Origin of the sequence: Desulfovibrio sp., from assembly GCF_041907885.1 — a bacterium.
Lineage (GTDB): Bacteria > Desulfobacterota > Desulfovibrionia > Desulfovibrionales > Desulfovibrionaceae > Desulfovibrio.
Genome location: NZ_JAYRGM010000020.1, coordinates 1 through 14,742, shown reverse-complemented (window position 1 = coordinate 14,742; position 14,742 = coordinate 1). Strand labels below are relative to the sequence as shown.

The 14,742-nt window shown below is 56.2% G+C and carries 8 protein-coding genes and 1 pseudogene; 5 read left to right on the top strand and 4 right to left on the bottom strand.

Going from position 1 to position 14,742, the window contains the following annotated elements; translation table 11 throughout:
- Positions 1-43: 43 nt before the first annotated feature.
- Positions 44-3,127, bottom strand: a complete 3,084-nt coding sequence (gene fliD, locus ACE3NW_RS10125; RefSeq protein WP_374282994.1) for a flagellar filament capping protein FliD — start codon at positions 3,125-3,127, stop codon at positions 44-46.
- Positions 3,128-3,640: 513 nt separating this feature from the next.
- Entirely contained in the window at positions 3,641-4,270 is a 630-nt protein-coding gene (rdgB, locus tag ACE3NW_RS10120; protein ID WP_374282992.1) for an RdgB/HAM1 family non-canonical purine NTP pyrophosphatase, read from the bottom strand.
- A gap of 197 nt (positions 4,271-4,467) precedes the next feature.
- On the opposite strand from rdgB, the gene ACE3NW_RS10115 reads away from it, so the two are divergent.
- From ACE3NW_RS10115 to ACE3NW_RS10095, 5 genes are all read left to right on the top strand, one after another.
- The gene (locus ACE3NW_RS10115) at positions 4,468-5,529 is read left to right on the top strand and encodes an N-acetylneuraminate synthase family protein (RefSeq protein WP_374282990.1); all 1,062 of its coding nucleotides are present in this window, start codon (positions 4,468-4,470) and stop codon (positions 5,527-5,529) included.
- Between the two features lie 2 nt (positions 5,530-5,531).
- Entirely contained in the window at positions 5,532-7,259 is a 1,728-nt protein-coding gene (locus ACE3NW_RS10110; RefSeq protein ID WP_374282988.1) for an LIC12162 family protein, read from the top strand.
- Positions 7,260-7,262: 3 nt separating this feature from the next.
- A complete protein-coding gene (locus tag ACE3NW_RS10105; RefSeq protein ID WP_374282986.1) occupies positions 7,263-8,306 on the top strand; it encodes a tetratricopeptide repeat protein in 1,044 nt (347 codons plus the stop codon).
- A gap of 188 nt (positions 8,307-8,494) precedes the next feature.
- Positions 8,495-9,469 (top strand): GlxA family transcriptional regulator, encoded by a 975-nt coding sequence (locus ACE3NW_RS10100; protein ID WP_374282984.1) that lies wholly within the window; start codon positions 8,495-8,497, stop codon positions 9,467-9,469.
- A 671-nt stretch (positions 9,470-10,140) separates the two neighbouring features.
- A complete protein-coding gene (locus ACE3NW_RS10095) occupies positions 10,141-11,355 on the top strand; it encodes a GGDEF domain-containing protein (RefSeq protein WP_374282981.1) in 1,215 nt (404 codons plus the stop codon).
- A 16-nt stretch (positions 11,356-11,371) separates the two neighbouring features.
- On the opposite strand, the gene ACE3NW_RS10090 is transcribed toward ACE3NW_RS10095, so the two are convergent.
- Together ACE3NW_RS10090 and ACE3NW_RS10085 are read right to left on the bottom strand one after the other, a co-directional pair.
- The gene (locus ACE3NW_RS10090; RefSeq protein WP_374282979.1) at positions 11,372-14,035 is read right to left on the bottom strand and encodes an EAL domain-containing protein; all 2,664 of its coding nucleotides are present in this window, start codon (positions 14,033-14,035) and stop codon (positions 11,372-11,374) included.
- A 451-nt stretch (positions 14,036-14,486) separates the two neighbouring features.
- Positions 14,487-14,742, bottom strand: a pseudogene (locus ACE3NW_RS10085) (N-acetyltransferase); the annotation flags it as partial.

Sequence of the window (14,742 nt, the reverse complement as noted above, 5' to 3'; positions counted from 1 at the left end):
TGCTGTCCTTATGGCGGTGTTCGTTAGCGATTCTTTGTGTATATTAACTGCTGGAAGAGCTGGTCAGGCTGCTTATCTGCGAATCCAGCTGCTCTTTTTGTGTGTTATATTGTTTGAGCAGGGTTTCCAGATTGGCAAAAACTTTTTTTTGCCGGGCCTCCCACGTGTCTAGGCGCGTCTGCTCCTGGGTAATTTTTTTGTCGATGTTGGTCATGATGGACTGATAGTTGTTTTTCAGAACCATCAGTGCGCCGTTTTGCGATTTAAGCGCAATGGCATCGGCGTTTTGCTGCGCCGTACCCGTGGCCGTGACGTTCACGTCGGTGAAGGTCAGCTCGCCCTTGAGAAAGGTACTGACAGTCTGCACCAGACCTTCCTTGATGCGGATCTGGCCGGAATGGTCGCCGGGGGTCAGGTTGTCGATCTGTAGCGACAGGCCTCGCGCATCACCCGACGCAACGCTGTAGTAGTAGCCGGGCTGACTTGTATCGCGCGTGGCTTCCACGCCGCCCACGGTAACCTTGGTGATGTTGCCCGAAGCGTCAACAGAATAGTTGACATCATACGAGCCACCCTTGGTAATGCCAGAAATGTGACTGCCGTAGCGAAAATCGGCGCTTGTGCTTGCACCAGTGCCGGAAGAGCAGAAAAAATCCACCACGTCCGACAGATGGTTGTTGATCATGTCCTCATAATTGCTCTGGTCCATTTTCTGCAATTCTGAGATGGCGGATGAGGGCGCGATCTGCAAAAGGCCATAGTTTGTGCTGCTCTGGTCCGTTTCGACCTTGATGCCCAGGTTGGCCAGATTGGCCAGCACGTCGCCCGAAAGCACATCACTTGCTGTGGTACGACTCGTAAACCCTGGCGGAGCGCTGTTGAGCAGGGATGTAAAACGCGACTTGAAAAGCTGCACGCCGTAGTTGCCCTGGAGCAGGCCGCCTTTTTCTGCTGTCAGCTGAGAGCTGCTATAGTTTTTGCTTGAGGTCTTGTTGGGGTCGTTGGTGGTGACTTCTTTGTCTTCGTCATATTTGCTGAGTTCATTAATGGTCATCAAGACGGAGTTTACTGAATCCAAAAAATTCTGAATGGATTTTTCAACAGAAGTGATGTCCGTGCTGACAGAAAGCGAGGCACTGCCCTTGTCCTGAATGGTAAAGACCACGCCTTCAATAACATTGCTTACGCTGTTGGTGGCAGATTCCATTTCAACAGGCCAGTTGTCCACCGTGTATTTGGCATTGGCCGCAGCGCGGATATTCCAGTTGGATGAAGCAGTTACCTGGCCGGTAATGCTTGGGCCGCTGAGCGAATCCATATTGTCGAGCTTGAGGTAGTAGCTGCCAGATGTGGGCAAGGTGCCGGTTTGCAGGTCGATGGTTGTTGCGCCGTCGGCACTGACCAGCGAGCCAGCAAGCCCCTGGGCCTTCATGGCGGCAATAATGTCCGACATCTTGGAGCCGCCCGCAAGGCTGATCGTTTGCTGGGTGCCGCCATTGGCTGTATATTTGTAGACCAGTCCTGGGGGAGATTCCAGGGTGGTTCCCCCCGTCATGTTGGGGATGGTGGCAACGGCGTCTGTCTTGGCGGTGAGCCCATCCATGCCGCCGCCCGCACCGCCGCCGCTCAGGTAAAAACTTTCGGTATTGGCCAGAGTGACAGTGCTGCCGCTCGCAGAACCGTAGCTGGAAAGCTTTGTCAGCAGATCCTGATAGGTTTTGTCCTGGGTCAGGCTGAAACTTTGGGTAGTGCCCGAACTGTCTACAATGGTGTAGGTAAAGCTTTTTGAGGCATCGGGGCTTGTTCCGCCAAGAGCCTGGCTGAGCTTTGTGCTGTCAAAGGTCACGGCGGTGCTGGCGGTAAAACTTTGCGTGCCAGAGCTGCCCGCAACCTTTGTGCCCATGGCTGTGGCTGTGGCCGTAACTGTGGAGGAAATTTTGCCAGAGTCGCTGCCGCTGTCTGCAAAACTGAATGTGGCACCTTCTACATTGGCAAGGCTCAGATCCCAGCCGCCGCTGCTGTTGTAGGTCATTTCTGCCGAGGTTGCACCAGAGGCCTGCGCTATCTGCAAGGCAGCGTCCTTCATGGTGGTTCCGGCTTTGACGGTCAGCGTGCGCGTGCCAGTGGTTGCGCCGTCGTTCATGTTCAGCGTGACGGTCAGATCACCGGTAAGAGTCGTGGTAGTGGGCGACGAACCTACAGTAAACTTTGTGGTGGGCGTGCTGAAAGTGGTTTGGGTGTCGGCATCGCGGCGGTACATGGCCTTGACGTCGGTGAGTTGCAGATTGTTGGAGCCGTCAATGCTGGCAACGCTGCGCCCCACCTGGGCGTTGATGGCAGCCGCAAGCTCGCTGTTGGTTTTGTTGCCAGCGATCTTGACAGAAAACTTGTTGCCGTCCTCCATGATGAGGTCGTAGGCAAAATTTGTGGGGTCTGTAACCGTGCTGCTCATGTCGAGCACGTTGTCGGTTTTCCAGGTCGAGGTAGAGCCCGTTGAGGTCATGCCCACAAGGTTTGCGCTGTGAACGACAAGGCTGTTGGCCGCGCCGGTGCTCTTGCCCGCCACCTGAAAAACATAGCCAGAACTGGCCTGCACTATGCTTACCTTGATGCCTGGGTTGTCGGCAGAGCTGTTGACCATGCTCACAAAGGAATCGAGCGTGGTGTTGGCCGGAACAGCCATGCTGTATTCTTTGCCCGCGTATGAATACGAAAAGGTCTGTGACGCGCCCGAAGTGTTGATCACATCGGTCTTGCTGCTGAAAACATGACCTGTGTTGGCCCAAATGGCGTTGCTGGCCACTTGGGTGACATTGATGGTGTGCTGTACGTCGTCGGCGGAGGCGCTGGCCACCGCAGAAACGATCTTGCTGTCGCTGCTGGTTACGTTCTTGGTAACAAAGCTGTTTTTGTTGGCAAGGTTGGCGAGCACGCTGCTGGCAGTGCTTACCTGGGTGATGACCTTGTCAAAGGCGTCATAGCGCAGCTTCCAGTCACTTTTCCATGACTCAAGCCGGTTGAGCTGGGTGGACTCGATCTTTTTGAGTTTGGCAAGAGTCGTGTCAAAGTCCGTGTCCGAACCGCTCAGGTTGGATATTGCGTTGGAACCGGATATTGTGTTGCCCATATGCGCCTCGCATGAAAAATGTGCAGCTCCTGGCGCGTAAATGCCGCGAAAGGAGGGAGCTGCCCGCCGTCATGGTTAAAAAAAGCGGCAAGTCGTGCCGAAAACATGGCGGACGCAAAAAAAATTGCAAGATGCGTGCAAACTGGCAGAAAATGGCAGTGCCAGCCATGCCAGAAAAAAATTACTAAAAAAACAGGCAATAGCGCGCGTGCGCATGGGTAGGTCATGTCTTGCGCGAGTGTCCCGCCAGCCATTGTTTGGCATCCGTTGTGGCAACGGCAGTTTTTGCCTCCCCCTTTTTTGGGGGGGGCGGGGTGCAAGACGGCCTTTGCCACATACATCTTAACGGAGAAGGCCCAAAAAAGTTTAGACAACAGCGGGGGGGATTGGCGGGCAAAGCTACTAGAAAGCCAGCGACGGGAACTCGGTAGGCGGGGTCGTGTGGGGCAAGGCCTTGCGGCTGAGCGTGGCGGCAATGGGGTGGGGGCAGCCCCACCCCAGATCAAAGGCCGGTTATTGCATAAATTCTACCCAACGGGCCAGCAGGGCGCGTAGCGCGTTGCCACGGTGGCTGCGGGCATTTTTTTCGTCTCTGGTCAGTTCTGCGGCGGTTTTGTCCACAAGCCTGTCAAAAAAAATGGGGTCGTAGCCAAAGCCATTGTCACCACGGGGGGTTGTCAGCAACTGGCCTTCCCACGTGCCGCGCACCACCATTTCCTTGCCGTCGGGTCTCACTGCCGCCATGCAGCTCACAAAGCGGCAGTTGCGGCCCTCGGCGGGCACGCTGGCCGTTTCGTGCAGCAGCTTGCGTATGTTGCGGGCATCGCGGCTTTCGCCGGGCTGGCTTTCCCAGTCGTCTGCATACCGGGCAGAATAGACGCCGGGCGCGTTGGCGAGGGCGTCCACCTCAAGGCCGGAATCGTCGGCCACACTGGTGAGGCCGGTAATGGCCGCCACGGCGCGTGCCTTTATGAGCGCGTTTTCTTCAAAGGTGGTTCCGGTTTCTTCAATTTCGCCAATTTCGGGAAAGGCCGAAAGGCCCACAACCTCCACGCCAAATTCGGTAAGGGGGTCGGCCAGTTCACGAACCTTGCCAGCATTGCTGGTGGCCAGAACAACACGAAGAGCCTTGCTTTGCGACATGTCTGCATCCTTTATGGGTTTGGGCCAAAAGCATAGCTGCTGGGCGCACCCAGGTAAAGGGGGAGCAGACGGATTGGATTGTTGCAAAAAATATAAATAAATTTAACATGTTGTAACAATGGCCCCTGCGCACACTTTTCTTTTGCCGCGTGCGAGAGTATAGTTTTCACCCAACATTCATTAAAGAGGAAATGAGCATGAAACTCATGGAAATATTTGACGTTCCCGCACAGGAAACCAGCATTCCCGTTCCCTATGTCATTGCAGAGGCTGGCGTGAACCACGAGGGCAGCATGGATATTGCCCGTCGGCTGGTTGACGAAGCGGCAGAGGGCGGAGCAAACGCCATCAAGTTTCAGACATACAAGGCCGGAACCCTGGCCTCCAAGGATTCTCCCGCGTACTGGGATACATCCAAGGAACCCACCTCAAGTCAGTACGAGCTGTTCAAGAAGCACGATTCGTTCTGGAAAAACGAATTCGAGGCTCTCAAAACATATTGCGATGCCGCTGGTATTGCCTTTATGTCTACGCCCTTTGACGTGGAATCGGCGCATTTTCTCAACGACCTCATGGACGTGTTCAAGATTTCTTCGTCCGATATCACCAACAAGCCCTTTATCCGCATTCTTTGTGATTTCAAAAAGCCCATCATTCTCTCCACCGGCGCGGCGCATTTGCACGAGATTGCCGAAGCCGTAGAGTGGATTGAAGAAAAAGGCAACAAGCTTGCCCTGTTGCACTGCGTACTCAACTATCCCACTGCCGACGAAAATGCGGCCCTGGGCATGATACCCGCCCTAAAGCGGCATTTTCCGCAGCATGCCATTGGTTATTCAGACCACACCCTGCCCAGTGACATGCACATTCTTGAAACCGCCACCCTTCTGGGCGCGCGTATTCTTGAAAAGCATTTTTCGCACGATAAAACCCTGCCCGGCAATGACCACTACCACGCCATGGACAAGGAAGACCTCAAGCATTTTTACATGCGCCTCAACGCCACCCTTGCCAGCGTGGGCAGCATGGATCTGCGTGCCTTGCCGGAAGAAGAACCCGCCCGTCAGCACGCGCGCCGTTCGCTGGTGACTGCACGCGCGGTTCCTGCCGGTCAGCCCCTTACCCCGGCAGACCTTACCTGGAAGCGCCCCGCGCACGGCATTTCGCCCCGCAATTACGATGAAGTGCTGGGCATGCGCGCACGCCATGATCTGGCAGAAGACACCGTGCTTTCCTGGGCCGACCTCGACAGGGCCTGATCATGAGCAGCGGGCGCATAACCCTTGTTCTTGGGCGCATGCCCCTCAAGGCCGACCCTGCGGAGTACCGCGCGGCCGGGCCTTGGTGTTTCTCGGAGCAGGAAGAGTTTTTTTCCGACTGGGACAAAAATTTTACCTTTGCTCCTGAGCCGCTGGTTGATTTTGATTTGCAGCAAAGGGCCTGCCGCGAGGTCAAGGCCCTTTGCGCAGACACGCTGCCCCTGGTGGCAGACCGGCTTTGCGCCCATGCCCGCACGTTGCCGCCCGCCTACTGGGAAACCCTGCTGACCCCCTGGGCAATGAATGTTGCCAAGCAGGTGGTCGAGCGCTGGTGGCGGGTAAAGGCCATGGTGCAGGCCTGGGGGCACGAATCCCTGCACGTGCCGCTGCTGCCAAGAGACTGCACCTTCCGTTTTGCCACCGGGCCGGATTTTGTGCTGCACGGGGCTCTGGGGCATACCTATAACCACTGGCTGTTCTCGCGCCTGCTGGAAGAGGTTTTTCCCCCTGCCTGGAGCATGGAATATCTGCCAGCGGTGCAAAAAAGCTATGGCGAAGAAGAACAGCTTTCCGGCAAGGAAAAGCTGCGCGATGTGCTGCGCAATATCATGTTGCGCCTGCCCTGTCCGCGTTTGAAGGGCATGAGCATAGGGCAGAGCCTGCGGTATTCCCTGGCACTGCTGCACAAAAGCCACGGGCCGGACAAGTCGCGCCCGCAGGTGGAATACGGCAGCGCGGCCACAGGCATTGCTGCCGATTTTCCCCCAAGCATCACACGCACCCTCGTGACCCTGTTCATGGCATCGCTGCCGCAGCTGCTTGCAAACCATAAGCACCCGGCACGGCTCACGCCCGACCCGCTGGGGCCGCGTCTGCGTGTGGCCAGCGTGCTGGCGTATGAAGATGCCGATTACCGTCAGGCACTGGCGAAATGGCGTGGCCGGGGCAACCGCCTCATGTACGTGCAGCATGGCAGTGATTACGGACAGGTGCGCTGCGTGTCAGATGTGGAAATGGTGGAATACAGCCAGCATGCCTTTGGAACATGGGGCTGGAAGGAACACCAGGGCAGTGCGGGCAACTTTATTCCCCTGCCGTACCCGCAGCTGGATGGGCTGGACGGCCGCTGGCAGGGGAAAAATGGCGAGAACCTGCTGTTTGTGGGTACTGAAATGCCTGCCTTCCCCTATCGGCTCGACGCACACCCCTCGCCCTTGCAGGTGGTAGAATACCGCAAGGACAAGGCCCGGTTTTTTGAGGCGCTTGGCCGCGATTTGCAGGCCCGATCACTGTACCGCCCCTATTTTCCCGTACCCGGCTCCCTGCGTGATGCAGATTGGGTGCTGGCACGTTTTCCATCAGTACGCATGGCTACTGGTATGCTTGGCAGCCACCTTTACGCCTGCCGCCTGCTTGTGCTGGACCACAACGGCACAACCCTTCTGGAATCGCTGGTGGCCAATATTCCCATGGTGCTGTTTTGGCGGCGCGAGGCCTGGGCGCTTACGGACGAGGCCACGGCCTTGCTGGACATGCTGGCCCAAGCCGGTATATGGCACGAAACGCCGCAAAAAGCTGCGGCCAAGGCCGCAGAAGTGTGGCACGACCCCCTGGGCTGGTGGATGAGCGATAAAGTGCAGCAGGCGCGCAGAGAATACTGTGCGCAGCAGGCCCTGACCGTACCGGGGGGCCCTAACCCTTACTGGCTGAAAATGCTGAAGAGTCTGTAACACATGCAAGTTCGTGTTTTTTCGTTGTCGCTGTTGATGGCTGCTGTTTTTTGTTCCATGCTGTTTGCAGGCAGTGTGGCTCGGGCCGACGATGCTTCAACCCTGCGCGAAGCGCAGGCCGCGTTGGACAAGGCCGATTATGACCAGGCCGTGCGCATTCTCAAGCCGCTGGTGGACAGCGGCAATGCCGAAGCCCTTTATGTCATGGGCCGTCTGATTCTTGACGGCAAGGGCGTAAAGAAAAACAACACCCGTGCGGCGGAATTTTTTCGTCTTGCGGCAGAAAAGGGCGACGTGAGCGCCATGAATTCCTGGGCTACCTCGCTGGTGACCGGCGACGGTGTGCCCCGCAATTTTCACGAGGCCGCCCGTTGGTTCCGCAAGGCTGCCGACCAGGGGCTGGCCATGGCCCAGTTTAATCTTGGCTACCTCTATGCCTACGGCAAGGGCGTGGCCAAGGACGAAAACGCCGCCATCGACTGGTACACCCGCGCCGCCAATCAGGGCCTTGCCTCTGCGCAGTATTCGCTGGGCTGGACGTACATGAATACCAAGGGCGAAAACCAGAGCGACACCAAGGCCGCCCACTGGTTTGAAAAGGCTGCGGAGCAGGACAACGTAAAGGCCCAGAACAATCTGGCCTACATGTACGCCGAAGGGCGCGGCTATGCTCAGGATCCGGCCAAGGCCGTGCAGTGGTACACCCGTGCTGCCGAGCAGGGCTATGCAGAAGCGCAGTATAACCTTGGCTACATGTACGAGCAGGGGCGTGGCGTTGCCCAGGACTACACCCATGCTGTAGACTGGTATCGCAAGGCTGCGGAACAGAACGAAGCCGCCGCCCAGTACAGCCTTGGCCTCATGTACGAGCAGGGCACGGGCGTGCCGCGCAACCTCACGGAAGCCAACCGCTGGTATCAGCTGGCCGCCAAAAATGGCGATCCCGACGCCAAGGCCGCCCTGCGCACCATCAAGACTCCGGCTCCGGCCCCTGCCAAGGCAGCGGCCAGCCCCACCAAGCAGACCCGCGAAAAGAAAAAGCAGTAATCCCGGCGGGCCAAAGGCCCGGTTTTCCGAAATATCAAGGCCACCCGGCATACATCTGTATGCTGGCTGGCCTTTGTTTTTGCGCCGCTTCATTCCAAGGTGTGTGGAGCGTAACGCGGGAAATCTCTGGCAGAAAATACATATTATTTGTCATTGCTGCCAGGCTGGTCATTTCTTACTCTCTTTTTATGAAACAGCGCGTTGTTTTCTTTCTTTATCCCGGCATTGTCTCACTGGATGTATCCGGCCCGCTGGAAGTGTTTGCTACGGCAACAGAGATTCTGGTGCGCAACAACAAAAAGGAACAGGGGTATGAGCCGGTGTTTGCCGCCTGCGCCGCAGGCCCTGTGCGCACGTCATCGGGCCTTGTGCTGACGGCAGAGAGCACGCTTGACCGCGTGGTGGCTGATATTCTTGTGGTTCCCGGAGCACAGGATGCGGAAACCGTAGCGAAAAATCCGCATGTAGTGGAACAGGTGGGAGCGGCGGCGGCGCGGGCTGCCCGCGTGGCTGGTGTGTGCAGCGGTGCGTTTATTCTGGCCGCCTGCGGTTTGCTGCACGGCAAAAGGGCAGCAACGCACTGGCTGGTGGCCAAACGTCTGGCCGAGCTGTATCCGCAGACAGTTGTGGAGCCAGACGCCATCTATGTGCGTGATGGCCGCGTTTCCACCAGCGGCGGTGTTACTGCCGGCATTGATCTGGCCCTGGATATGGTAGAGGAGGACCACGGCGACAGGCTGGCCCTTGAGGTGGCCCGCGTGCTGCTGCTGTACCGCCGCCGCCCCGGCAACCAGAGCCAGTACAGTTCGGCGTTGGCCGCACAGGTCAGTGCGGGCCGGTTTGCCCCCCTGATTCGCTGGATGGAGGCGAATCTTGACCATGCCCTGACAGTCGAAAACCTGGCAGAAATGGCGCACATGAGCCCGCGTTCATTTGCACGTGTGTTTCCCGCTGCAACCGGCAGCAGCCCCGCCCGCTTTGTGGAAGGGCTGCGTATCACGAGGGCGCGGGAGCTCATCGAGGCAGGCACAGAACCCTTTGCACTGGTGGCGCAGCAGGCGGGCTTTGGCTGCGAAGAGCGGCTGCGCAATGCGTTTATCCGTCGTCTTGGCCTGAGCCCGCACCAGTACCGTTGCCATTTTTGTAAAGGAGAACGGACATGAAAAAAATATCACCCAAGGGTGACACCTCACTGCCGCGTGTACCGGCTTGCTTATTCTGCAAAAGGCGGGGCTGCTCAAGGGGCGCAAGGCCACAACACTCTCGCAGCTGATGGAGGCATTTACAAATTGCTCTCAAATTATGGCCCAGCCCGAAGCGCATGCGCCTGCTGTGTTTGTGCAGCATCTTGCCGTGCCGTGCGGCCACGGCGCAGTCTGCCCAAGGTGACAAGGACTCTTCGGTATGGGGGGGCTTGCGTTGGCGCAATGCCGCTTGCACGCGGAATCGACAAACCGGCAACCATGCCAGCACAAGATTGTGGATGTTTCAAACATAGTATATTTGTCGGAAATAGTGTAGATAACCAAGGTCCAATGCGTACCTGCTTGTCTTGCCATATCAGGTTCATTGCGGCAAAACACACCCAGGCCGGATGATTTTATAAAAATTTTTAGTTACCAATAGTTGGGCTGGATGGTGCCTGCGTATCGGAAGCATAGTGATTTCAAACACGCAACATCGTTTGCGTGTTAACAAATTGCAAAAAATAATAATGTGGTGTTCGGGTATGCACGCGGGCAGCTTTTCAGGCGCAGAACCTCATGCTATTTTTAAGAACTGTGCTGATTGCAGTAACGGTGCTGTGGCGTTCAACCCCGGTGGATAGTGGTCAATGACAGAATTTTTGCACGGTTTTGACGCCTTCACTATGGCATTTATGGTGGCAGTGCTCTATTTGTCGCTGTCTGCCGTTCTTGTTTACACGGCACTTTGTCGACGTACCTATCCTGGTTTTGGCAGCATGGCGCTGGCTCAGGTTTCCTGGTCTGTTGGGCTTTTTCTTAACTACTTCAGGCCATTTGAAACGCTTTTTTCTCTGTATCTGGGCGCATTGCTCATGCAGCTTTACGGCATATTGCTGTACCGTGGCCTTTTGCGCTATGGCGAGGTGTCGTCAAAGACCCGTCTGCCTGTCAACTATATTGTTTTTGCAATTGTTTCTGCGGTGCAGGCATATTATATGTTTGTAGACTTTAATACCTGCGCGCGGGTGGTGGCGTTTTCTTCGGGCATGGCATTTTTTTTGTTGCGCATTGCCATCGAACCGTATGCGACAAGGTCATGGAAACGCCACGCAACGCAGTCTGTTTTTTCTCTGCTCTTTTTTTTGCTGGGGTCGGTATTTGCGGTGCGGGCCTACAAGGCCCTGCATGCCATAAACTGTGTGCCATCCGGGCCGGACAACATGGCAAAACTGTTGTTTTTAATGGCAATAGTGATCACGCCCATCTTGTGCTTCAGCATTATCGCCATGACCTTTGCAAGAATGGAAGCAGAACTGCGCTGCGCCAATGAGGAGCTTCAGGCAATTTCTGAAACCGACGCTCTGACAAATCTTGCCAACAGACGAAAATTTGACCGCGCCTATGAAAGCGAGTGGGAAAGGGCAGAGCGCCTGCAACACCCCATGGCTGTGGTGATTCTGGATGTGGACGACTTCAAGCATTACAACGACAGGTACGGTCACCAGGTGGGCGATGCCTGCCTGAGAACACTGGCCCAGGTTTTACGGGCGCACGCCCGGCGTGTCGTGGATGTGGCCGCCCGCTACGGCGGTGAGGAGTTTGCCCTGATTCTGCCAGGTATGACCGGCGCGGAGGCTGCCGCTCTGGCAGAAGATGTGCGGCGGGTGTTTGAGCAGGCTGGCATAGAGCACACTGGTATAGAGCACGCGGATGTGGGCCAGAGAAATGTGGTTACCGTAAGCGCGGGGGTTGCCGCGCTGGTTCCCACACGCAACGCAAACCGCTTTGATCTGCTCGGCGCGGCAGATGCCGCCCTGTACGCCGCCAAGGCCAAGGGAAAAAACGCGGTGGTGCTTGCCTGATCCTGGCAGTATTTTGCTATTTGTTCGGCGCAATGATGGTTGTTGCGCCGGTGGAAACAATGCCTTGTTGTACGAGTTCTTCCACTGAAAGGGCTTTTGAAAAAAAGAAGCCCTGCCCGATATTGCAGCCCATCAGCTTGATTTTTGTAAACTGCCCTTCGTTTTCGATGCCCTCGGCTATGGACGAAATGCCGAGGTAGCGCGCCAGATCAATAACTGTTTGCGTAATGGCGCACGCGTCGGGCGCGTGCTCTAGGTCGCGCACAAATGACTGGTCGACCTTCAGCAGATTGATGGGGTAGTGGCGCAGCGACGAAAGCGATGAAAAGCCAGTGCCAAAATCATCAATGGAAATTTCAAGCCCCATATCCCTGAACTTGCCAAGGGTGCGCCGCGCCTCCTTGGGGTCTGTCATCAGCGCGCTTTCGGTCAGTTCGATGGCCAGAAGGTGCGGTGGAATGGAGTATTTATCAATGATCTGCTCGATCATGGGCAGGGCCGCGCCCCGCAAAAATTGCGAAGGCGAAATGTTGATGGATACCTTGGGCGGGGTAAGCCCGGCGCTGAGCCATTGCGCTATCTGGGCGGCGGCATTGTCGGCTACCCATTCGCCCAGTCTGTCGATGAGGCGGCTTTTCTCTGCCTGTGGAATGAACTTGCCGGGAAACAGCATGCCATCGTGCGGGTGCTGCCAGCGCACCAGGGCCTCAAGGCCCACAACCCGGCCAGAATCAAGTTCGACCTGCGGCTGGTAGTGCAGAACGAGCTCGTTTTCTGCGATGGCACGGGGAAGGCTACTTTCCACCTGTAACTGTATGGCCGCCTTGATCTGAAGATCATCGTTAAAGAAGCTGTAGGTATTCTTGCCTTGTTCCTTGGCATGATACATGGCGCTGTCTGCATTTTGCAGCAGCGTGCTTATGTCGCTGCCGTGGGTCGGGTGCATGGCAATGCCAATGCTCACCCCCGTATAGATTTCAAAATCGCTCACCATGATGGGCTGCCGCAATGATTCTATGATGCGCTGCGCCGTGGCTGCTGCTGCGGCCTCGTCGGCATTCTCAAGCAGCAGGGTGAACTCGTCTCCTCCAAAGCGCGAAAGTATGGCCTGGGCCCCTGCCGCTGCGATAAGCCGAACAGCCATCTCTTTCAGCAGATTATCGCCAGCGGCGTGCCCGATGGAATCGTTGACGATCTTGAAATCGTCAATATCGATGAAAGCAACCGCAAAGCTGCCGCCCGTTGCTGAGCTGGCATCCAGCGCACTGCGCAGACGGTCGCAAAATACGGCACGGTTGGGCAACTGGGTGAGCTCGTCGTGGGTGGCAAGAAATTCTATGCGGCGCTGGGTAACGGCGATCTTTTTTATATCGGCAAATACGCCGATATAGTTGGTGATAGTGCCCTGCGCATTGCGCACAACCTTGATGTTGAGCCATTCAAGGTAGTGAGTGCCGTCCTTTTTGCGGTTCCATATCTCGCCCTCCCAACCGCCGGTGGAGAGCAGTTGATCCCACATGTGTCGGTAAAATTCTTTGCCATGGCGGCCAGAGGCCAGCTCGCGGGGCGTTTTGCCAATAATTTCGGTTTGCGAAAAGCCGGTCAGTCGGCAAAATGAATCATTGACCGCAAGAATACAGGTGTTGCTGTCTGTTATGCAGATGGCCTCACCCGTGAAGTCAAACACCTGTCCCGTCAGTTCCAGCTGCCTGTTGGCATCGTCGCGGCGGCGCACGCTGTCGTAGGCAAGAAGGCCCAGCGCCACCAGCAGTATGGATATGAGCGACGAACCCCACAGGGTGACCTCACGTATCTGCTCATATGGTACAAAGGCATTCTGCACGGCGCTGCCCACCGCAAAGATCAGGCCGTACTGGCCGAGCTTGTAATAGCCAAAGATGCGTTCAATGCCGTCTATCTGCGAAGGGCGGCGAAAGTTGCCGCTGACAGGCGCGTTTTCTTTCAGATAGGCTGTGCCGCTGATGACATGCCCATAGATAAGCCCGTCACCCGTGGAGCGCACAAGCAGTGCGCCGTCAGAGCGGATTACATCGATTGAATCCAGCGGATCCAGACCCAGGCTGCGAAAAAACGAGGCAAAGTAGTCTGGCTCGACAGAAAGAACAATGACACCAACAAGTGTATCATTGCGCACTATGGGGCTTGAAAACTGTATGGTCCACTTGCCGGAAACGCGCCCCAACACAGGCTTGCCCACAAACATTTCTCGCCAGGGCGGTGCAAGATGCACCTTGAAGTGCTCCCGGTCTGCAATGCTGACGCCTGCCACAAAGGGAAGCGTTGAATAGCGAACAACGCCGGTGGGCTCAACAATGGTGATCTGCATGGCAAGGTCGCCAACGCTTTTTTTGAGGCGGTTGGCTTCCTCAATAATTTCATTGCCGGTGGGGGCCCATGCGTCATCGAGCTCGCGCGCCGTGAGCTCCAGCCGTTTAACCGTGGACATCATGTGCTCGCTCAGGGCACGCGCCAGGGTACGGGTGGTGATTTCTATGGTGGATTGAACTTCTTTTTCGGAACGGGAGATGTCCCAGAGCGTGGCTGACCAGATGAGCGCCAGCAAAAAGAGCAGGGCCGCTGCCGTGATGGCAAGGGGGCGTCTGTTGTTGCGGCTGGGTACGCCGCTCCTTGGCCTTGAACTGTGCTCGACTGCGGGCATTATTTCACCATTATGTGAAAAGAATCCAGCTTAAGGCCGTAATAATGGCGCTTGCGCCTTGCTGTACGGCGTAACCGATCTCTTTTGCAATGCTTACACGAAGCCTTCATGTTTTTAAACATAAATCCTGAATAAATTTTAACTAGCTAATATATCATAAATTATTTTTATTTATCCGGGCAGGCATCACGGCGGGAGCAGCCGTTTTGTTGTTTAGCGCGCACTGGTGTGCCGTTCCCTGTGATGCAGGCGGTTGGCGGTGTGTGCCGGGCTGCAAATAATGGTGCATGCAGTGAAGGCATGAATGTGGCCGGGTGCGAAATGATTATGGGGTCTGTATTTGAGCTGAATGCGAAAATCTGCTTTGTTCAGATACGTACATGGGAGAGGCAGGCCGTTAAAATCATACAGGGGGCCAGTCTCCTGGCCCCCCCGGTCATTCACGGCAATACTATTCAGCGCTTTTTAAGCCGTCACCGGCATGGACATACTTTTTGTCGCAAGCGGGGCAAGTCAGGTCGTGGCCGAGTTTTTCGCCGCATTCACAAACCCAGCCGTGCATTTTTGCGGGGTTGCCGTACACCAGCGCGTGGGCTGGCACATCGCGCGTCACCACAGCGCCCGCGCCCACAAAGGCAAAGCTGCCAACGGTAACGCCGCACACGATTGTGGAATTGGCCCCAAGGCTGGCACCTTTTTTAATGAGG